This is a genomic window from Candidatus Macondimonas diazotrophica, from assembly GCF_004684205.1.
GTDB classification, from domain to species: Bacteria; Pseudomonadota; Gammaproteobacteria; order UBA5335; family UBA5335; genus Macondimonas; species Macondimonas diazotrophica.
In genome coordinates this window covers 19,514-38,422 of record NZ_SRIO01000003.1, presented here as the reverse complement: position 1 = coordinate 38,422, position 18,909 = coordinate 19,514, and the positions used below count along the sequence as shown (strand labels likewise).

Sequence of the window (18,909 nt, the reverse complement as noted above, 5' to 3'; positions counted from 1 at the left end):
ATCGACCCAGGTTGCCATGTCGAAAGAAGATATGATCGAAATGCAGGGCAAGGTCATTGATACCTTACCCAATACCACCTTCCGGGTTCAGCTCGACAACGGGCACGTCGTCACGGCCCATATTTCCGGCAAGATGCGCAAGCACTACATCCGCATCCTGACCGGCGACACCGTCACGGTCCAGCTGACGCCTTACGACCTCACCAAGGGCCGCATCGTTTTCCGGGGCCGCTAGACAGCCGCAACGCGCGAATCAACCTCGAGCGTCAACCGCTCATCCTGCACCTCGACCCGGACTCGCCCACCCTCGGTCAAGCGCCCGAACAGGATCTCGTCCGCCAGTGGACGCTTGATCTGTTCCTGGATCACGCGGCCCATGGGCCGTGCACCCATCTGCGGGTCATAGCCTCGCTCGGCCAGCCAAGCCCGCGCCTCATCACTCACCGTCAGTGCTACCCGCTTGGTTTCCAGTTGAACTTCCAGCTGGGTCAGGAATTTGTCCACCACGTGCAGAATCGTCGCTGCATCGAGGGGCTTGAACTGTACGATAGCGTCGAGGCGATTGCGGAACTCCGGCGAGAAAGCGCGCTTGATCGTCTCCATGACGTCGGTCTGGTGATTCTGAAGAGTGAAACCCATCGACGGACGCTGCATTGCCTCGGCACCGGCATTGGTGGTCATCACGACGATCACGTTGCGAAAATCCACCTTGCGACCGTTGTTATCAGTCAGCGTCCCATGATCCATGACCTGCAACAGCAGGTTGAATACGTCCGGATGGGCCTTTTCGATCTCATCCAGCAGCACCACCGCATGCGGGGTTTTGAGGATGGCATCGGTCAACAGCCCGCCCTGATCAAAGCCGACATAGCCAGGAGGTGCACCGATCAGACGGGACACGGTATGGCGCTCCATATATTCGGACATGTCGAAGCGGATCAACTCGATTCCCAGCACGTTCGCCAATTGCCGTGTGACCTCGGTCTTGCCGACACCGGTGGGTCCGGCAAACAGGAAACTGCCGATCGGCCGGTCCGGATTTCCCAAGCCGGAGCGATTGGTCTTGATGGCATTGGCCAAGGTTAGGATGGCGGCATCCTGACCGTAGATCACGAGCTTCAGGTCCCGCTCGAGATTGCGCATGGTCTCCCGGTCGGACCGGGACACCTGCTTGGGCGGAATGCGCGCGACTTTCGCCACGATGGCTTCGACATCCCCTGCCGTCACGGTTTTGCGCCGTCGCGCCTCGGGCAACAGCTGCAGACTTGCCCCGACTTCATCCACGATATCGATGGCCTTGTCGGGCAGGTGACGGTCGGTGATGTAGCGGGCCGACAACTCCGCCGCCGCGCGCAGCGCGGGCTGGGTATAGCGCACCTTGTGGAATTGCTCGAAATGCCGTTGCAAGCCTTTCAGAATCTGATAGGTCTCGTCGACTGTGGGTTCCGGAACATCGATTTTCTGAAAGCGCCGCGCCAAGGCGCGATCTTTCTCGAAGATGCCGCGATACTCCTGATACGTCGTCGAGCCGATGCATTTGAGATCTCCCGACGCCAGCATCGGCTTGAGCAGATTGGACGCATCCATCACCCCGCCGGACGCCGAACCCGCGCCGATGAGGGTGTGAATCTCGTCGATGAAGAGCACGGCGCCCTTTTGCTTGCGCAACTGTGCCAATACGCCTTTGAGGCGCTTCTCGAAGTCGCCACGATATTTCGTTCCGGCCACAAGGGCACCCAGATCCAACGCATAGATGGTCGCATCCTGGAGGATTTCGGGCACACGGCCCTGAGTGATCAGCCAGGCCAGGCCTTCTGCGATGGCGGTCTTGCCCACGCCGGCCTCGCCCACCAGCAACGGATTGTTCTTGCGACGCCGGCACAGGATCTGAACCACGCGCTCAACTTCGGAATCGCGTCCGATCAGCGGGTCGATACGCCCTTTGCGAGCCCGCGCATTGAGGTTGGCGGCATACAGGTCCAGTGGGCTGGCATTTTCATCCTGATCGCCGTTGTTCTCGTTCGACTCCGCTGCGGCCGAGGCGTCATCTTCCTCTTCGTGATCATGCACCTTGCGAATGCCGTGGGAAATGTAATTGACGACATCGAGGCGGGTCACCGACTGCTTGTTGAGCAGAAACACCGCCTGGGCTTCCTGTTCGCTGAAGATGGCCACCAGCACGTTGAGTGCAGTCACCTCCTTCTTGCCGGCTGATTGCACGTGGAAAAAGGCCCGTTGCAACACCCGCTGAAAGCCGAGGGTGGGCTGGACATCGTGCTGCTCAGGGTCATCCACGACCGGGGTATGGCTGTCGATGTACTCGCGCAACTCCCGCCCCAACTGCGCGAGATCTGCGCCGCACGAGCGCAGCGCATCCGCCACCAGCGCATTGTCCAGCAGAGCCAACAACAAATGCTCTACCGTGATGAATTCATGCCGCTTGGCGCGAGCGCCGGTGAAAGCGGCATTGATGGCGAATTCCAGCTCTTTGCTCAACATGGCGAACGCTCCACAGCAGGGACAGACAACCGGTCGAGACGATCCATTGCCACGGCCAGGGGCCTACCCCGGACGGATTCATCGAAAAACTCAGGCTTCCTCTAGGGAAGACAACAGTGGATGCTGATGCTTGCGCGCGTAATCATTGACTTGCGTAACTTTCGTTTCGGCAATCTGGGCCGGATAAATGCCGCAGACCGCCTTGCCTCGAGTGTGGACCTGAAGCATCACATGGGTGGCCTGGGTGCGATCCATGCCAAAAAATCGCTCCAGCACGTGCACCACGAACTCCATCGGTGTGAAGTCGTCATTGAGCATGACCACCTTGAAATGGGGCGGCGGCTTGAGCTTCGGCTTGGCATTCTCGACAACGGCCTCACCGTCGTGACCGCCCGGCTGACCCGACTCCATCATACCCGCAAACCCACTCCCAACAACGCAACGCGCGATCCACGCCTTGCAATGCCAGTCTTTGGCAGCGCAAGGCCTCGGGTTCTATTGTGGGCGCGTAGGACAGGATTGAAAAGAGCGCGGGACACGCTTACGCGACAGCGAAACGAGATGACGGCTCGCCCCTGAAGACCTGGGTCACCGGTTGAACAGGCCAGAAAACACCGGAAAGGACAGGATCGGTGAGAATCGTGACCTTCGCCGGGTCAGAAACGAACCAACGCGGAACCCCATGTGAAACCACCACCGAACGCTTCGAGCAGCAGCAACTGGCCGCGCTGAATCCGGCCGTCGCGAACGGCGGCATCCAGCGCCAAGGGAATGGAAGCGGTCGACGTATTGCCATGGTGATCGACCGTCACGACCACTTGATCCATCGGCATCCCCAACCGGCGCGCCGTCGCCTGGATGATGCGGACATTCGCCTGATGGGGAATCAGCCAGTCCAACTCCGACTTGTCATGGCCGAAGCGTGCCAAGCATTCCTCAACACTCTGCCCGAGGGTTGCCACGGCGACCTTGAACACTTCGCTGCCACGCATCTGCAAATAGACGTTCTCGAGATTGCGGAAATCGCGCCCCACGCCCCCGGGGAACTCGAGTAGATCGCGATACCGGCCATCGGCATGGATCAGGCTGCCGATGATGCCCGGTTCGGCAGCCGCCTCCAGAATCACGGCACCTGCACCATCGCCGAACAACACGCACGTCGTGCGATCGCTCCAGTCCACGAGCTGGGACATCATCTCGGCACCCACCACCAGCACACGGCGTGCATCGCCGGTACGGATGAACTTGTCGGCAACGTTCAGCGCGTAAATGAATCCGCTGCAAGCAGCTTCCAGCGTGAACGCGCCAATCCGTGCGATGCCGAGCCGCTCCTGCAGCATGGTCGCGCTATTGGGAAAGATCTGATCGGGCGTCGTCGTTCCCATGACGATAAGGTCCAAATCCTCCGGCGCCAAACCGGCCATGGCCAGGGCATTGCGCGCCGCTTGCTCGGACATCATGCTGACCGTTTCATCGGGCGCACTGATGTGCCGCTGCACGATGCCCGTCCGCTCCCGAATCCAGCTGTCACTGGTGTCGATACGGGCTTCCAGATCCGCATTGGTCAGTATCTTCCGGGGCAAGTAGCTTCCCGTGGCGACGATGCGTGAATAAACCGGCGTCACTGTTCTCCTCCATGAGCCTGGCCCTGCAGGGCAGACCCCACCAGATGCGCGATGCGATCGGGAACCGACATTTGCGCCGCATTGACGCCCAAGCGGATGGCATTGGCGAAGGCCAACTCGTCAGCTCCACCATGACTCTTGATGACGATGCCTTGCAGTCCGAGCAGACTGGCGCCATTGTAGAGGCGCGGGTCCATGCGCCGCTTGATTGCTTTCAGTACCGGCAGGGAAATCAGGCCTGCCAACTTCGTGAACGGGTTGCGACCGTATTCCTGGCGAATGAACTCACTGAGCATGTGCGCGAGGCCCTCACTGGTCTTGAGTGCGACATTGCCCACAAATCCATCACAGACCACCAAGTCGACCTTGCCGCTGTAGATATCGTTACCTTCGACGAAACCACAATAGTTGATGGCGTCATCGGCCTGCAGCAGCCTCGCCGCATGCTTGACGCTTTCCACACCCTTGATTTCTTCCACACCGATATTCAGCAGCCCGACCCTTGGGCGCGGAATATGATCCACGGCGTGAACCATGACCGATCCCATCACGGCAAACTGATAGAGCTGTTCGGCGGTGCAATCGGAATTGGCGCCGAGATCGAGAACGTAGGTGTGCCCTCGCATCGTCGGCAGTGCCGAGATGATGGCGGGACGGTCAACCCCAGGCAGCATCTTGAGCACAAAGCGGGCCGTCGCCATAAGAGCACCCGTATTGCCCGCACTCACCATGACGTCGCATTGACCCCGCTTAACGAGATCCAGCGCAATCCGCATGGATGAGTCTTTTTTGTTGCGGAGCGCCTTGGAGGGGGATTCATCCATTCCGACCACTTCAGTCGCCGGATGGATCGATATGCGCTCGGGAAACGGCGCGCGCTGCCGCGAAAGTTCCTGTTTGAGGACTTCCGGCTGGCCGACCAGGATCAAATGCAGCTGAGTGTACTCGGACAAGGCCGACACAGCGGCCGGCACGACCACGCTGGGACCGAAATCCCCGCCCATGGCATCCAGCGACATGCAAACCTTTTTATCCATCCCGCTGCGCCAACCCCAGCCGTGACGGCCTGGAAACCACCCATCGATCCATGTTCACGAGAGACGCCTGCGCCTCAGCGTGACCCAGCCGCCACAGCCTGTGCCGGCTTTATCCGCCGCAATCACTCCTCGGTGGCGCTGCCGAGGATCTTGCGTCCACGATAATAGCCCGTAGGGGTCAGATGATGGCGGCGGTGCGTCTCGCCGGTGACCGCGTCGACGGACACAAAGGGATTGGTCAAACCGTCATGAGCGCGACGCATACCGCGCTTGGAACGGGTTTTGCGATTCTGTTGTACTGCCATGATTATTGAACTCCGAATGATTTCACGGTACGGGCCGTCGGTCGGCCCTACCCCATAGGTTCAGTTCATCGATTCCGCTTCAACACCGCGAACGGGCTTTCCTCACTGCCGCCAGACCGATCATGCTCGGGGGGCGAACACTGCGGATGCAAGGCCACGATCGGCAAGGCGAGAATGGCCTCATCCTCGACCAGGTCGGCAAGCCGAACGGGCTGACCATCGGTCAACAGCGGCTCGGAATCGCCCGGGATGTCAGTCAAGCGACGCTCATCGGCCAGCGCAGTCAGATCGACGGTGCCGGCCAAGGCCTGTCGATAGCGTCGCAAGCAACGCTGACAGGTGAGAACGACCTCCCCTTGGATCTCGCCTGAAATGCGCGAGCGCCCTTCATCATCGCGTCGAAAGTTCAATGCGAATCGGATGTCGCCCGCCGGTTCCGCCACCATCTGCTCAAGTCGTTTCAGCCCGGCGACGGCATAGCCGCCCTCCAGATGTCCGCCCTTGGCAGCGAACCGATCGACTTCAATGAACTCAGGCAATGGATCAGACATAAGCGCGCGATAATAGCGACTTTCCTACCCTGCTGTAAACTCAGCCGTCGGGTCCCAGCGATCGGGGAAGCCCGCACACAAGTCCGGAACGGGTTCAGGCAACCCAAATTCGCGCGGATAACCCACGGCGGTCAGATAAAGTCCGTCCGGAGCCGCGGTCACACCACCCAGCATCCGGTTGCGCTGAGCCAATACATCGCCCGCCCAGGATACGGGTCGGTCCCCTTTGCCGATCGCCATCAGGACACCAGCGATGTTGCGCACCATGTGATGCAAAAATGCGTTTGCCTGGATCTCCAGGACGATGAGCGCGCCTTCCCGCTGCACGTTCAGCGAGTGCACCGTGCGGATCGGCGATCTGGCTTGGCATTCCTGGCCGCGAAACGAGGAGAAATCATGCTCTCCGACCAGCGTTTGGCCCGCCGCCGCCATTCTTGCCACATCCAGCGGATAGTGGAACCACGTTACGCGGCCGGCCGTCAGCGCGCTGCGTGCGCGCTCATCGTGGATCAGATAGCGATAGCGCCGCCACTGGGCGCTGAACCGCGCATGAAAACGATCGGAAACGGGGCGCGCCCATTTCACGGCGATCGTTGAGGGAAGATACCGATTGCCACCCAACACCCAGGCGGCCTCCGGGCGATCCACAGGACTGTCGAAATGAACCACCTGTCCTTGAGCGTGGACGCCGGCATCGGTGCGCCCGGCCGCCGTCACCTCGACCGGGGCCGCAGCCACCCGGCCCAGCGCACGCTCCAGCGTCGACTGTACGGTGCGAGTCGTGTGCCGCTGCGCCTGCCAGCCCTGGAAAGACGCCCCATCGTACTCGACCCCCAATACGATTCGCATGCCCTGTCTGCAACCCTTCCTTCATCCATGCGTATGCAGCCCGACGTCAAAAACAGCCAGGGGGCCCGATGAGCCCCCCGCCTGGATCGCACCTCGCCACTCGACTTCAAAAACGCGGCGGTAGCTGCGCCATCAGTGTTTCCGCTTCCCGGCGCTGATCGGGGGTTCCCCCCTTGATCACTTCGTCGATCAGGACCCGCGCGCCATCGGCGTCATCGAGTTCCAAGTACTGCCGCGCAAGATCCAGCCGCGTTCCATAATCATCGCGAGTTCCGAAATCCTCGATGTCGAGTGTTCCCGTTTCCGGCACATCCACCACGAAAGCCTGGTCGGTCTCATCCGGAGACACACCGACCCGATTCTCGACCTGTACCATCAATTCACGCGCCTCGGCCTGTTGCTCGATCGTGCCCTCGAGCAAGGCTTGATCAAGCTCGCGCCGCGCCGCGCCATATTCTTCCATCCCGAGATAAACCCGGGCCATGTCCAGATGCTTCTCCACGGTATTCTCAGGCGCGCCGCCCGTGCCAGCGTCGGCTTCCGCGTCGGTCAAATCGAACGACAAATCATCCTCACCGGCCGCACTCCCACGGGGATGACCGAGCACCTCCGTTTGCATTTCGGCGTCGAGTGCCAGGCTCGCATCATCCGCGCCGGATCCACCCGCACGGAAATCCGACGAGCCGGCAGCCGAATGGTCCAGATTCAAATCTAGAAAGTCATCGCCGCCAAGAGCCGGTGCGGAAACCTGGAACAAGGGTTCGTCCGGCAGCATCTGCTGCCCCATGATCGCACAACGTTCCCAGGCTGAATCGGCCTGGCCATGCGGCTCGGCAGCGAGCGCCTGCGCATGGTGAAGAAAGGCCTCCTTATCCGAAGCCGCAAACAGGACTTCGAGCCGCTTGAGTTTCAGATCCCGGCGATCCGGCTGACGGGCCAGCGCCTGTTCCACCACAGCCAGCGCCTCGTCGTACAAACCATAGGTCAGATTGAAATCGGCCTCGGCCAAAGGATCTTCCTGATCCACGCCCAATGGAGACTCTGGCGAAAGCGGCGCGGGGCCGGACTGCGTATCCTCGAGTGGATCGGCTATCTCCGTAGATGGGGACTCCCCGTCCCCGCCCATTGCGAGTACCGGTTCCTTGCGGGATGGGCCATGCGGCGCGACATCCATCGATTGGTCAGGATCCGACTCACCGTTATTGAGGACAAAGTCGATCTCCTGTGCATCGGTCTCTTCAGATCGGCGACGCCAGAGTATCCAACCCGCAGCGGCAAGGGCCATCGCAGCCAAACCCGCAAGAATGAGCGACCAGGGCGAACGGTCGTCCGTTGGCTCTGGCGTGACGGCAGCTTCTGCTTGCGGAACCTCTGCCGGCGCATTCATCTGCGGCGGCAGCGGCTGTAGTGCATCGGGGCCATCCATCGGCGTATCGTCGCTTCCGCCGACGGGATCCAATGGCTTTTGCAGGGCCAGCGCGGTTGGGCTGTCCATCTGAACCAGACCCGCGCTCTTCTCATCCGAGCCGGTCTGTGAGCCGTCGCTTCCGGCAGAGGATGCACTCCCCTCCGCTGTTACGCTGCCGCTCTCGTCGATCATCGGCGCCGCTTGCGGCGGCACCAGCGCGGAATCGTTTTCATCGGGCGCGACCAGTTCGAGCCGTGGACGTGTTGGCACCGATGGCGCCTTGGGCGCCACTTCGGCCGGCGCGGCAGGCTCGGGCGCTGTGGGTGCCGGCGCAGGGGTCGCCTTGGCGAGGCGGGTACCGCGACCGGCTCGCCATTCCTCATTTTGCCGGCGCACTTCGGCAAGCGCGGCTGCCCGGGAGATGGCGCGAATCTCATCGACATCCGGCATGCGCAAGATGGCGCCGGCCTTGAGTCGATTGATATTACCGTTGAATGCTTCCGGATTGCGCTGATAGATTGCCAGCATCATCTGATTCATGCTGACCGATGCATCCGCGCGATGGCGTCCCGCAATCGCCCAAAGTGTATCGCCGCGGCGAACCTTCAACCGATCCGGTTCAGAATCGCGTGCCGACTGCCCAACCTCCGAATCAGTCGGCTGCGGTGGACGCTGACGTTGTGTGGCCTGTGGCTTTTCAGGCGGCTGAACCGGCTCCGGCTCGGTGATCTCCGGCAGCGCTGCGGCCGGCTGCTCTCGCACAACCGGCTGACGCGTCTCCGGAATCTCGGCAGGCGCCATCAAGGTCGGCGGATCAAGCAGCAGCGTGAACTCACGCACCAGCCGCCCCTCTCCCCAACTGAGTTCCACCAGGAATGTGAGGAAAGGATCGCGGATGCTGTCGCGGCTGGTCACCAAAATGTAGGGCGTCGCAGCATCACGCACCACACGGAACTGCAGACTGGCCTGCTCGGCCCCCAAGTCGATACCGGCACGCTGGTAAACATCACTCGGGGCCAGATCGACCCGTAATGAGTGCAACTCACCCGCCGTCGCCGAAGTCAGGGGAATTCGCGCCTCCAGGGGTTGATTGAGATAGGAGCGCCCCTCGATTGCCCCGGTACTCAAGGCATGCGCCAGGGCTGGCGCCAAAAGAATCAAAGCCGCTGATACGGCACGTGTTGTCTTCCCGATCTGCACGCGAATGTTCCCCTCGATGCGGTTCTTAACCGTAGCCATCCTTGGCCGTACTCAGCCGGCCTGCACGCTTCACTATATCGCGCACTGCGATGCCAAATGAACGGCGCGTCCAGCAGCCCTTCCGAAACGACATATCGGCGAGCCATGAAAAACATGAAGCCGCGCCCGTTTGAGAAAAGCGCCGTCTCACGCGGCCCGATCGAGCACGATGCCCAACATGCGCCGCAACGGCTCGGCCGCGCCCCATAGGAGCTGATCCCCAACCGTGAACGCAGCCAGATACTCGGGGCCCAGGTTGAGTTTCCGCAACCGGCCCACCGGCACTTCAAGTTGTCCGGTGACCGCCGCCGGGGTGAGTTCCCGCATCGTGCGCTCACGCTCATTCGGCACCAGGCGCACCCAGTCGTTGGCTCCCGCAATCATGGCTTCGATCTCCGCCAGCGGAAGGTTCTGGCGCAACTTGATGGTCAGCGCCTGACTGTGGCAACGCATGGCCCCGATCCGCACGCACAAGCCATCGATGGGAACCGGCCGGTCGCTGCAGCCGAGAATCTTGTTGGTTTCAGCCTGGCCTTTCCATTCTTCGCGGCTTTGACCGTTTTCCAGCCCCACATCGATCCAGGGGATCAGACTGCCGGCCAGCGGAACTCCGAACTGGCGGGCTGGAAAATCGCCGTCGCGTAGAGCCTGGCTGACCTTCCGGTCGATTTCGAGAATGCCGGAGGCCGGATCGGCCAGTTCATTCGCGACCGCACTGTGCAGGCGCCCCATCTGCGTCAGTAGTTCGCGCATGTTCTGAGCACCCGCGCCGGAGGCGGCCTGATAGGTCATGGAGCTGACCCACTCCACCGCGTCGGCGGCAAACAGACCGCCCAATGCCATCAGCATCAGGCTCACCGTGCAATTGCCCCCGACGTAGTCCTTGACGCCGCTGGACAATGCTGCGTCGATCACCGGCCGGTTGACCGGATCGAGCACGATGACGGCCTGATCCGCCATGCGCATCGTGGAGGCCGCATCGATCCAGTAGCCACGCCAGCCTGCCGCGCGCAGATCGCCGTGCACCGCCTTGGTGTAATCCCCCCCTTGGCAGGTGACGATCACATCCATCTCCCCCAGAGCACCGAGATCATAGGCATCGCGCAGGGGCGGCAGCGGATGCCCGATCTCCGGCGCCGCGCCACCTGCCTGGGAAGTCGAGAAAAATACCGGCTCGGCAATTCGCTCGAAATCCCCTTCGGTGCGCATGCGCGCCATGAGCACCGAACCGACCATGCCACGCCAGCCGACGAATCCCACCCGCATCGTTCTCGATCTCCTCAATCGTTCCGTTTGATATCCCGTACGCGATTCGCGGTCAGCCCAAGGCTGCCACCACCGCGTCGCCCATGGCGACCGTGCCGACCGTAGCCTCGCCTGCCTGGGCGATGTCCGCCGTGCGCAGCTCCTGATCCAAGACGCGCGCCACAGCGCGTTCCACCCGATCAGCCAGATCGGGTGCGCCCAGGCTATAGCGCAACATCATGCCCACGGACAGGATCGTTGCCAACGGGTTGGCCACGCCGCGTCCGGCGATATCCGGCGCCGAGCCGTGGATCGGCTCATAAAGGCCCCTACCATCGGCATTCAGGGACGCTGAAGGCAGCATGCCGATGGAACCAGTCAGCATGGACGCCTCGTCGGACAGAATGTCGCCGAACAGATTACCGGTGACCATCACATCGAACTGCTTCGGATTGCGCACCAATTGCATGGCCGCATTGTCGACCAGCATATGACTCAGAGTCACGTCCGGATATTCGGCGGCCACCTCCGTGACGACGTCGCGCCAGAGCTGGGTGCTTTCGAGCACGTTCATCTTGTCGATCGAACACAGCCGGCCATCGCGCCGCTGCGCCGCCTGGAACGCCACATGGGCGATGCGACGGATCTCCGACTCACTGTAGATCATGGTATTGATGCCAACGCGCTCGCCCTCCCGCGTTTCGATCCCGCGCGGCTCGCCGAAATACACATCGCCGGTGAGTTCACGTACGATCAGGATATCCAGCCCGGCCACGATCTCGGGCTTGAGGCTGGACGCACCGGCGAGCTGTGGAAACACCACGGCGGGACGCAGATTCGCAAAAAGATTCAGATCCTTGCGGATCGCCAGCAGCCCGCGCTCGGGCCGCTGATGACGCGGCAACGCATCGTAACGCGGGCCGCCCACCGCACCCAACAGCACGGCATCGGCGGCGCGGGCGCGCGCTCGCGTCGCGGCCGGATAAGGCTCGCCGGTCGCGTCCACCGCGCAACCGCCCAAGAGCCCTTCCTCCCAGCTGACTGCCAGCCCGTGGTCACGCCGCAGCGCGTCCAGAACTTTCAGCGCCTCGGCGACAATTTCCGGGCCGATTCCATCACCCGGCAACACCAGAATGCGTTTGCTCATGAATCAAAAATCCTCGTGTCAGTCGGCAAAGAGCCAGGGCGCCTCGGTGCGGCGCCGGGCCTCGTAGGCGCGAATGCGATCGGCGCGCTGCAGCGTCAGACCGATATCATCGAGCCCGTTGAGCAGGCAGTGACGCCGGAAGGCATCGACAGTGAAGGTGATCGCCTCTCCGGCCGGCGTCGTGATGGTTTGCGCCTCGAGATCCACGCGCACGCGATAGCCGGGCGTGGACTTCGCCTCCTGGAACAGCCGATCCATGACCGCCTCAGGCAGCACGATGGGCAACACGCCGTTCTTGAAGCAATTATTGAAGAAAATGTCGGCGAAGCTGGGTGCCAGCACGACGCGGAATCCGGCATTGGCGAGCGCCCAGACGGCATGCTCGCGCGAGGAACCGCAACCGAAATTCTCGCGCGCCAAAAGAACCTCGGCGCCCTGGTAGCGGGGCTGGTTCAGAATGAAGTCAGGATTGATGCGGCGCGTGGCGTTGTCGACATCAAGCCCGCCTTGATCCAGGTACCGCCAGTCGTCGAACAGATTGGGCCCGAAACCGGTGCGGTGGATGGACTTCAGGAACTGCTTGGGGATGATCGCGTCGGTATCGACGTTGGCCCGGTCGAGCGGGGCCACCAAGCCGTTCAGGGTGGTGAATGCCTGCATGTTCAAACTCCCTCAGCCGAAGCGGCGGATATCGACAAAGTGGCCGGCGATCGCGGCCGCGGCGGCCATGGCCGGGCTGACCAGGTGCGTGCGCCCGCCCTGCCCCTGCCGGCCCTCGAAGTTGCGGTTGCTGGTCGACGCGCAGCGTTCGCCGGGTTCCAGCCGGTCGGCGTTCATCGCCAGACACATAGAGCAGCCCGGTTCACGCCACTCGAAGCCCGCTTCGGTAAAGATGCGGTCGAGCCCTTCGGCTTCCGCCTGCGCCTTGACCAGACCCGATCCGGGCACCACCAGCGCCAGCTTCAGGCGGCTGGAGACCCGGCGCCCTTTCACCACCGCGGCCGCGGCGCGCAAATCCTCAATGCGCGAGTTGGTGCAGGAACCGATGAAGACTTTGTCCAGCTCGATCGACGCGATGGGCTTACCCGCCTCGAGCCCCATATAGGCCAGCGCGCGGCGCATGCCTTCGGCCTTGACGGCATTCGCTTCCTGGTCGGGATCAGGTACGGTGCTGCCGACGGGAACGACCATCTCGGGCGAGGTCCCCCAGGTGACCTGAGGCTCGATGGCGGCGGCGTCCAGCCGCACGACCGTGTCGAACTCGGCATCGGCGTCGGAGTGCAGATCCTGCCAGGCCGCGACGGCCTGATCCCACAGTGCGCCCTTGGGCGACTGCGGGCGGTCCTTGACGTAGGCGATGGTTTTCTCATCGGCGGCAATCAGACCGGCGCGAGCGCCCGCTTCGATGGCCATGTTGCAAACAGTCATGCGTCCTTCCATCGACAGCGCGCGAATGGCATCGCCACCGAATTCGATGGTGTACCCCGTACCGCCGGCGGTGCCGATCCTGCCGATGATGGCCAGCACGATGTCCTTGGCCGTGACGCCAGGAGCCACAGCGCCGTCGACGCGGATCAGCATGGTGCGCGAGGGCTTCTGCAGCAGCGTCTGGGTCGCGAGCACATGCTCGACTTCGCTGGTGCCGATACCGAAGGCGAGCGCCCCGAAAGCGCCGTGGGTGGCGGTATGCGAGTCGCCGCAGACGATGGTCGTGCCCGGCAGCGTGAAGCCCTGCTCCGGCCCGATGACATGCACGATACCCTGGCGGTGATCCATCATGGTGAGTTCGGAAATGCCGAACTCCTGGCAATTGCGGTCCAGCGCCTCGACCTGGGCGCGGGAGATGGGATCGGCGATGCCGCCGGCGCGGCCGCGTGTCGGGACATTGTGATCCGGCACCGCCAGATTCGCGCCCACGCGCCATGGTTTGCGACCGGCAAGCCGCAGCCCGTCGAAGGCCTGCGGTGAGGTGACCTCATGCACCAGTTGGCGGTCGATGTAGAGCAGCGCCGTACCGCTCTCGTCCACATCCACCACATGGGCGTCCCAGATCTTTTGGTAAAGCGTTTTGCCTGCCATGTGCGCAGCCTCCGATGAATTGCTAGGGCCATGTTAGCCGCGTCGTTTGCTATGATTCAAATTCATATTTTTTATCGGTTTCATTCCAGGATTTCATGATGGACCTGAGCCTTTTGGCAGCCTTTGTCACTGTCGCTACCGAAGGTTCGTTTTCTCGCGCCGCAGACCGGCTTCACCTGACCCAGCCGGCAGTGAGCAAACGTATCGCGGCACTTGAGACTGACCTCGGCGCGCCGGTGTTCGATCGGATCGGACGCGGGATCGTTCTCACTGAAGCCGGGCGCGCCCTCTTGCCGCGCGCGCGCGACATCCTCAAAGGCGTCGACGCCTGTCGTCGGGTAGTGGCCGATCTATCCGGCCCGGTATCCGGACCGCTCGAAGTCGGCACCAGCCATCACATCGGCCTGCGCCGACTGCCGCCTTTCCTGCGCCGGTTCGCGCGCGGATTCCCGGCCGTCGAACTGAACATTCGTTTCGTCGATTCCGAACAGGCCTGCGGGGCCGTGGCCGAGGGCTTGCTCGAACTGGCCGTGGTAACGCTGCCGCTCACGCCTGCCGCCCACATCGAGACCGAAGTCCTCTGGGACGATCCCCTGATGGTGATGGCTGCGCCGGATCACCCCCTCGCCCGCCTGACCGCCCCGAGCCCTGCGGATCTCGCCCGGTATCCGGCCATCCTGCCCGAGGCCGGCACCTATACGCACACCCTGATCAGGCAGGCGTTCGCCCCCCATCATCTCGAACTCAAAACGCGGCTGCAGACCAACTATATGGAAACCATCCGCATGATGGTGGCGGTCGGGCTAGGCTGGAGCATGCTCCCCGTCACGCTTGCCGGACCGGATCTGGTCGGTGTGGAGGTCCCGGAACTTGCGTTGCGCCGTCAGCTCGGTCTGGTGCGCCATCGCGACCGCACACCCTCGCGCGCGATGGCGGCCTTCTGCGAAATGCTCCGTACACCGTTGGAAGGGTCGCATCCATCCTGATCCCCGCCGCCGGCGACCGATCGTCGCGGCGGCCCAAGCGGCCACGCTCGCCGATAGAATTCTCCCTGCTTGGGCCGGTTCGACCGGGTCCCATCGACATCGCACCCAAGAGGAGACTCGCCATGTACACCGCTGATCCGCGCCTTGATCGGCGGTCTGGTGATCGCCTACGCCGCCCACCATGCTTCGCCAACCAACCCCTGACCCGAGGCCGAGTTGGCCGTCAACGGAGCCGGCGTCATGGATCCCGTGATGACGATGATGGCCAATATGATGGTCATGATGAGCGGCGTACCGGTCGTCGGGCCCATCCATCAAAACCGGATGTCGGCGGTGAATCAGCTGCCGGGCCCGGGGCCGTTGCATCTGCCCATCATGGCGCATGCCACGGTGAGCGGCGGCTGTTCAGGTCACGGCATGTCAGCTTCCGGCCGGCACCAACCCGATACGACGCTGTCCCGATCACGGACCGCCTCCCACCTCACGACGTGATCCGTTCTTTCAACGGGAGTCCGGCGTGCAAAGACAGCGCGCCGACAACGCCCCCGCGCTTCGTTCAGCGCGTAGCCATCAGCCGCCGCTCGGCCTCGAGATACTTTTCAGCCGTCTGCCGGATGACCGCTTCGGGCAACCGTGGCCCCGGCGCCGTCTTGTCCCAGTCCAGGGTTTCCAGGTAATCCCGGACGAACTGCTTGTCGAAACTCGGTGGACTGATGCCGGTGCGGTATTGGTCGGCAGGCCAGAACCGCGACGAATCGGGTGTCAGCAATTCATCGATCAACACCAGTTGCCCATCGGCATCGAGGCCGAACTCGAATTTGGTGTCGGCAATGATGATGCCGCGTGCCTTGGCGTAGGCTGCCGCACGCTGGTAGATGGCGAGCGTGACGATTCGGATTCGGTCGGCCAGCTCGGCGCCGAGAATGCGCTCGGCTTCGGCGTAGGGAATGTTTTCGTCATGCGCGCCCACCGCTGCCTTGGTCGAAGGCGTAAACAGGGGCTCGGGCAGTTCGCAGGCCTGATTCAAGCCAGCCGGCAGGGCGATCCCGCAGACCGCCCCCGTGCGCTGATAATCCTTCCAGCCTGAGCCGATCAGATAGCCGCGCGCGATGGCCTCGACCGGCAGGGCGCGCAGCCGTCGCGCCACGATCGCCCGACCGCTCACCTGAGCGCGCTCGGCCGGATCGGGCAGGACCATTTCCAGCGGCCGATTCACCAGATGATTAGGGATGAGGTCGGCCATCTGGGCAAACCAGAAGTTGGACACCGTCGTCAAAATCCGGCCCTTGCCGGGAATCGGATCGGGCAGGACGACATCGAAGGCGGACAGCCGGTCGGTGGTCACGATGAGCAGCAGGTCCTCATCGATTGAATACACATCGCGAACCTTGCCCCGATAGATGAGCGGAAGGCTCTTGAGGTCGCTCTGAAAAAGGGTTGCAGGGGCATTCGGCATGGCATCGGTCCCAGTGGTGGAACAAACACGCATCATAGCTGCTGGGAAAACCATCGCCTATCGTTCGGGGGCTCGCGATGCGGTTCAGGCGCGCCATGATGCGCAGGTCATGACGCTCATCGCTACGCCCGGCGACACTGTGGGGTAGAATGAGCGCACGATTTCCCCTTGAAAGGTACAAGGAAACGACGATGCACATTCGCACCAAACTGGCCGCCGGTGTCCTGGCCCTGGCCGCCACCGGCAGCGTCATGGCGGCCGGAAACGTTGATAATGGCAAGAAGCTGGCTCAGCAGCACGTCTGCTTCAGTTGCCACGGCCAGGATTACAAAGGTATGGGCACTTTCCCGCCGCTGGCCGGCAAAGATGCCGCGCTCATCGAATCGCAGCTCAAGGAATTCAAGAATGGCGAGCGCAAGACGCCCATGGCGGGTGTGATGAAACCCAACGCCGACAAGCTGTCCGAGCAGGAGATGGCGGATCTGGCCGCGTACTTCGCCAGCCTGAAGTAATTTCATTACCCCAAAGGACCAGGGATGGTCCCGATCCCGAACGCCGGGAGGCGATCCGCATCTGTTTTAGACGCTAACCCACCAGCGTGAGGAGCAATCAGCGATGGCGAGCAGCTTCCGGCAATTCATCATGCGCGGCAATGTGGTCGACCTTGCCGTCGGTGTCGTGATCGGCGCCGCATTCAGCAATCTGGTCGTAAAATTCACGGAGTCGTTCATCAACCCCCTGATCCGCCTGGCAACCGGCGGCGTCGAATTCGGCGGCAAGATCGTCCTGGTATCCTCGCCGGATACGAACGCGGAAATCGCCATCAACTACGGCAACTTCATCACCGCCCTGATCACCTTCGTGATCACCGCAGCCGTGGTGTACTACGCCGTCGTACTGCCCATCGGCCGGCTGAACGAGCGGCTGGCCAAAAAGCCCGAACCAACGCCGGCAGGACCATCGCCGCAGGAAAAACTGCTGGCCGAAATCCGCGACCTGCTGAAAAAGCAATAACCCCCTCTTTCCCGCCCGATATCCGACGGAGCCCGATTTGAGCCGCGACTTCATCCTCGCCCCTTCCATCCTGTCCGCCGACTTTGCTCGTCTCGGCGCCGAGGTCGACGCTGTACTGAGCGCCGGCGCTGACTGGGTTCATTTCGATGTGATGGACAACCACTACGTCCCCAACCTCACCGTGGGCCCCTTGGTCTGTGAAGCGCTGCGGCGCCACGGTGTAAGTGCGCCGATCGACGTGCATCTCATGGTCAAGCCGGTGGACCGTCTGATCGGCGACTTCGCTGCCGCCGGGGCCAGCGTGATCAGTTTCCACCCGGAAGCCAGTGAACATATCGACCGCAGCCTGCAACTGATCCGGGATCAGGGCTGCCGGGCGGGCCTCGTTCTCAACCCGGCGACCCCTCTGCATTACCTGGATCATGTGATGGATCGGTTGGACCTGATTCTGATCATGTCCGTGAACCCGGGCTTCGGCGGGCAGGGATTCATCCCGAGTGCCCTGGACAAGATCGCTGCAGTACGCCGGCGGATCGAGGATTCCGGGCACGCTATCCGGCTGGAAGTGGATGGCGGGGTAAAGATCGACAATATCGCTGAGATCGCCCGAGCGGGTGCGGATACGTTCGTCGCGGGTTCGGCGATCTTCGGCGCACCGGACTATGGCGAGGTGATTCGAGCCATGCGGGCTCGTCTACGGGAGGCAGCCCCGGAATGAGCGAGCACCGGCGCGGGATCCTGTTCGATCTGGACGGCACCCTCGTCGACAGTGTTCCCGATCTTTGCGCAGCCGTGAATGACGTCCTGGCTCAACGGCACCGTGCCCCCCTGAATGAAGCGGAAATCCGTGACTACGTCGGCGACGGTGCCCGCGTCCTGCTCGCACGCGCATTGAAACGCGATTTCAACGCCGATCCGGTGACCGTCGAGATCGACCAGGCCTGGGAGCCATTCATGGCCGCCTACGCTACCCGCCTGTGTGAGCACAGCCGGCTTTACCCCGATGTCGCGGAAACGCTCCAGACCCTCCACAGCGAAGGCTATCGGCTGGGGGTCGTCACCAACAAGCCAAGCCGCTTCATTGCCCCGCTCCTCGAAAGACTGGGGATCCAGCAGCATTTCGGCGTCCTGGTCGGTGGCGATACACTGGCGCAGCGCAAACCGGACCCCGCTCCGGTGCGCCATGGCATGGCTCAGCTGGAGCTGCGAACGAGCGATACGGTCATGGTGGGTGATTCACTCAACGACGTGCGTGCCGCCCAGGCAGCCGGATGTGTTGTGATCGGCGTGAGTTACGGCTATAACCGAGGCGTTGACCTAAAGCAGGCGGGCGCCATCGCGGTCATCGACGGCATGGCTGACTTGGTGCACTACCTCGACGCCGGATACACATGATGGGTAAGCCTCTGAGGGAACCGTATAATACGCACCGCACCCGATGGCGGAGCAGCCAATCAATGGCGTAACAG

21 protein-coding genes are annotated in these 18,909 nt (G+C 62.5%); 8 read left to right on the top strand and 13 right to left on the bottom strand.

The features are described 5' to 3' along the window. Window positions 1-16: 16 nt before the first annotated feature. Window positions 17-235: a translation initiation factor IF-1 gene (infA, locus tag E4680_RS02870; protein WP_135280888.1), complete on the top strand. Its 219-nt coding sequence runs from the start codon at window positions 17-19 to the stop codon at window positions 233-235. Here the strand turns inward: infA and clpA are convergent. The 12 genes from clpA to leuC all read right to left on the bottom strand — a co-directional run bounded on the left by clpA (window position 232) and on the right by leuC (window position 13,984). Continuing rightward, window positions 232-2,499, bottom strand: a complete 2,268-nt coding sequence (gene clpA, locus E4680_RS02865; RefSeq protein WP_135280887.1) for an ATP-dependent Clp protease ATP-binding subunit ClpA — start codon at window positions 2,497-2,499, stop codon at window positions 232-234. The two genes, infA and clpA, sit on opposite strands and share 4 nt — an antisense overlap. Window positions 2,500-2,589: 90 nt before the next feature. Next, on the bottom strand, window positions 2,590-2,913 hold the full coding sequence (gene clpS, locus E4680_RS02860) for an ATP-dependent Clp protease adapter ClpS (RefSeq protein WP_135280886.1): 324 nt from the start codon (window positions 2,911-2,913) through the stop codon (window positions 2,590-2,592). Window positions 2,914-3,155: 242 nt separating this feature from the next. Then, entirely contained in the window at window positions 3,156-4,124 is a 969-nt protein-coding gene (locus E4680_RS02855) for a beta-ketoacyl-ACP synthase III (protein WP_135280885.1), read from the bottom strand. Continuing rightward, window positions 4,121-5,161, bottom strand: a complete 1,041-nt coding sequence (gene plsX, locus E4680_RS02850; RefSeq protein ID WP_135280884.1) for a phosphate acyltransferase PlsX — start codon at window positions 5,159-5,161, stop codon at window positions 4,121-4,123. The genes E4680_RS02855 and plsX overlap by 4 nt, the downstream gene beginning before the upstream one ends. A 122-nt stretch (window positions 5,162-5,283) precedes the next feature. Then, the gene (gene rpmF / locus E4680_RS02845) at window positions 5,284-5,466 is read right to left on the bottom strand and encodes a 50S ribosomal protein L32 (RefSeq protein WP_135280883.1); all 183 of its coding nucleotides are present in this window, start codon (window positions 5,464-5,466) and stop codon (window positions 5,284-5,286) included. Window positions 5,467-5,531: 65 nt separating this feature from the next. Further along, window positions 5,532-6,017: a YceD family protein gene (locus E4680_RS02840; RefSeq protein ID WP_135280882.1), complete on the bottom strand. Its 486-nt coding sequence runs from the start codon at window positions 6,015-6,017 to the stop codon at window positions 5,532-5,534. A gap of 24 nt (window positions 6,018-6,041) precedes the next feature. Further along, window positions 6,042-6,866 (bottom strand): tRNA pseudouridine(38-40) synthase TruA, encoded by an 825-nt coding sequence (gene truA / locus E4680_RS02835; protein WP_135280881.1) that lies wholly within the window; start codon window positions 6,864-6,866, stop codon window positions 6,042-6,044. A 106-nt stretch (window positions 6,867-6,972) separates the two neighbouring features. Continuing rightward, window positions 6,973-9,513: a motility hub landmark protein FimV gene (locus tag E4680_RS02830; RefSeq protein WP_135280880.1), complete on the bottom strand. Its 2,541-nt coding sequence runs from the start codon at window positions 9,511-9,513 to the stop codon at window positions 6,973-6,975. Window positions 9,514-9,660: 147 nt separating this feature from the next. Then, a complete protein-coding gene (gene asd, locus E4680_RS02825; RefSeq protein ID WP_135280879.1) occupies window positions 9,661-10,779 on the bottom strand; it encodes an aspartate-semialdehyde dehydrogenase in 1,119 nt (372 codons plus the stop codon). A gap of 52 nt (window positions 10,780-10,831) precedes the next feature. Further along, window positions 10,832-11,905, bottom strand: coding sequence for a 3-isopropylmalate dehydrogenase (gene leuB / locus E4680_RS02820; protein ID WP_135280878.1), 1,074 nt, complete (start codon window positions 11,903-11,905; stop codon window positions 10,832-10,834). Between the two features lie 18 nt (window positions 11,906-11,923). Next, window positions 11,924-12,565 (bottom strand): 3-isopropylmalate dehydratase small subunit, encoded by a 642-nt coding sequence (leuD, locus tag E4680_RS02815; protein WP_135280877.1) that lies wholly within the window; start codon window positions 12,563-12,565, stop codon window positions 11,924-11,926. A 12-nt stretch (window positions 12,566-12,577) separates the two neighbouring features. Then, window positions 12,578-13,984 carry a 3-isopropylmalate dehydratase large subunit gene (leuC, locus tag E4680_RS02810; protein WP_135280876.1) on the bottom strand — a complete coding sequence of 469 codons (1,407 nt, stop codon included), beginning with the start codon at window positions 13,982-13,984 and terminating at the stop codon, window positions 12,578-12,580. Window positions 13,985-14,082: 98 nt separating this feature from the next. On the opposite strand from leuC, the gene E4680_RS02805 reads away from it, so the two are divergent. After that, window positions 14,083-14,970 carry a LysR family transcriptional regulator gene (locus E4680_RS02805; protein WP_135280875.1) on the top strand — a complete coding sequence of 296 codons (888 nt, stop codon included), beginning with the start codon at window positions 14,083-14,085 and terminating at the stop codon, window positions 14,968-14,970. A gap of 240 nt (window positions 14,971-15,210) precedes the next feature. Beyond that, on the top strand, window positions 15,211-15,462 hold the full coding sequence (locus tag E4680_RS02800; RefSeq protein ID WP_135280874.1) for a hypothetical protein: 252 nt from the start codon (window positions 15,211-15,213) through the stop codon (window positions 15,460-15,462). Window positions 15,463-15,526: 64 nt separating this feature from the next. Here E4680_RS02800 and E4680_RS02795 read toward each other — a convergent pair whose 3' ends face one another. Further along, window positions 15,527-16,426: a phosphoribosylaminoimidazolesuccinocarboxamide synthase gene (locus E4680_RS02795; protein ID WP_135280873.1), complete on the bottom strand. Its 900-nt coding sequence runs from the start codon at window positions 16,424-16,426 to the stop codon at window positions 15,527-15,529. On the opposite strand from E4680_RS02795, the gene E4680_RS14010 reads away from it, so the two are divergent. The 5 genes from E4680_RS14010 to E4680_RS02775 all read left to right on the top strand — a co-directional run bounded on the left by E4680_RS14010 (window position 16,425) and on the right by E4680_RS02775 (window position 18,835). Beyond that, window positions 16,425-16,574, top strand: a complete 150-nt coding sequence (locus E4680_RS14010) for a hypothetical protein (protein WP_167792348.1) — start codon at window positions 16,425-16,427, stop codon at window positions 16,572-16,574. The genes E4680_RS02795 and E4680_RS14010 overlap by 2 nt on opposite strands. A 43-nt stretch (window positions 16,575-16,617) precedes the next feature. Then, complete coding sequence (locus E4680_RS02790) at window positions 16,618-16,938, top strand: c-type cytochrome (RefSeq protein ID WP_135280872.1); 321 nt, start codon at window positions 16,618-16,620, stop codon at window positions 16,936-16,938. Between the two features lie 103 nt (window positions 16,939-17,041). After that, on the top strand, window positions 17,042-17,440 hold the full coding sequence (gene mscL, locus E4680_RS02785) for a large conductance mechanosensitive channel protein MscL (RefSeq protein WP_135280871.1): 399 nt from the start codon (window positions 17,042-17,044) through the stop codon (window positions 17,438-17,440). A gap of 37 nt (window positions 17,441-17,477) precedes the next feature. Next, window positions 17,478-18,158, top strand: coding sequence for a ribulose-phosphate 3-epimerase (rpe, locus tag E4680_RS02780; RefSeq protein ID WP_135280870.1), 681 nt, complete (start codon window positions 17,478-17,480; stop codon window positions 18,156-18,158). Next, window positions 18,155-18,835, top strand: coding sequence for a phosphoglycolate phosphatase (locus E4680_RS02775; protein ID WP_135280869.1), 681 nt, complete (start codon window positions 18,155-18,157; stop codon window positions 18,833-18,835). The genes rpe and E4680_RS02775 overlap by 4 nt, the downstream gene beginning before the upstream one ends. The last annotated feature ends 74 nt before the right edge of the window (window positions 18,836-18,909 follow it).

Coding starts and splice junctions, on each gene's coding strand:
- infA (WP_135280888.1), top strand. CDS start 17: ATGTCGAAAGAAGATATGATCGAAATGCAGGGCAAGGTCATTGATACC.
- clpA (WP_135280887.1), bottom strand. CDS start 2,499: ATGTTGAGCAAAGAGCTGGAATTCGCCATCAATGCCGCTTTCACCGGC.
- clpS (WP_135280886.1), bottom strand. CDS start 2,913: ATGATGGAGTCGGGTCAGCCGGGCGGTCACGACGGTGAGGCCGTTGTC.
- plsX (WP_135280884.1), bottom strand. CDS start 5,161: ATGGATAAAAAGGTTTGCATGTCGCTGGATGCCATGGGCGGGGATTTC.
- rpmF (WP_135280883.1), bottom strand. CDS start 5,466: ATGGCAGTACAACAGAATCGCAAAACCCGTTCCAAGCGCGGTATGCGT.
- E4680_RS02840 (WP_135280882.1), bottom strand. CDS start 6,017: ATGTCTGATCCATTGCCTGAGTTCATTGAAGTCGATCGGTTCGCTGCC.
- truA (WP_135280881.1), bottom strand. CDS start 6,866: ATGCGAATCGTATTGGGGGTCGAGTACGATGGGGCGTCTTTCCAGGGC.
- E4680_RS02830 (WP_135280880.1), bottom strand. CDS start 9,513: ATGGCTACGGTTAAGAACCGCATCGAGGGGAACATTCGCGTGCAGATC.
- asd (WP_135280879.1), bottom strand. CDS start 10,779: ATGCGGGTGGGATTCGTCGGCTGGCGTGGCATGGTCGGTTCGGTGCTC.
- leuB (WP_135280878.1), bottom strand. CDS start 11,905: ATGAGCAAACGCATTCTGGTGTTGCCGGGTGATGGAATCGGCCCGGAA.
- leuD (WP_135280877.1), bottom strand. CDS start 12,565: ATGCAGGCATTCACCACCCTGAACGGCTTGGTGGCCCCGCTCGACCGG.
- leuC (WP_135280876.1), bottom strand. CDS start 13,984: ATGGCAGGCAAAACGCTTTACCAAAAGATCTGGGACGCCCATGTGGTG.
- E4680_RS02805 (WP_135280875.1), top strand. CDS start 14,083: ATGGACCTGAGCCTTTTGGCAGCCTTTGTCACTGTCGCTACCGAAGGT.
- E4680_RS02800 (WP_135280874.1), top strand. CDS start 15,211: ATGGATCCCGTGATGACGATGATGGCCAATATGATGGTCATGATGAGC.
- E4680_RS14010 (WP_167792348.1), top strand. CDS start 16,425: ATGGCATCGGTCCCAGTGGTGGAACAAACACGCATCATAGCTGCTGGG.
- E4680_RS02795 (WP_135280873.1), bottom strand. CDS start 16,426: ATGCCGAATGCCCCTGCAACCCTTTTTCAGAGCGACCTCAAGAGCCTT.
- E4680_RS02790 (WP_135280872.1), top strand. CDS start 16,618: ATGCACATTCGCACCAAACTGGCCGCCGGTGTCCTGGCCCTGGCCGCC.
- mscL (WP_135280871.1), top strand. CDS start 17,042: ATGGCGAGCAGCTTCCGGCAATTCATCATGCGCGGCAATGTGGTCGAC.
- E4680_RS02775 (WP_135280869.1), top strand. CDS start 18,155: ATGAGCGAGCACCGGCGCGGGATCCTGTTCGATCTGGACGGCACCCTC.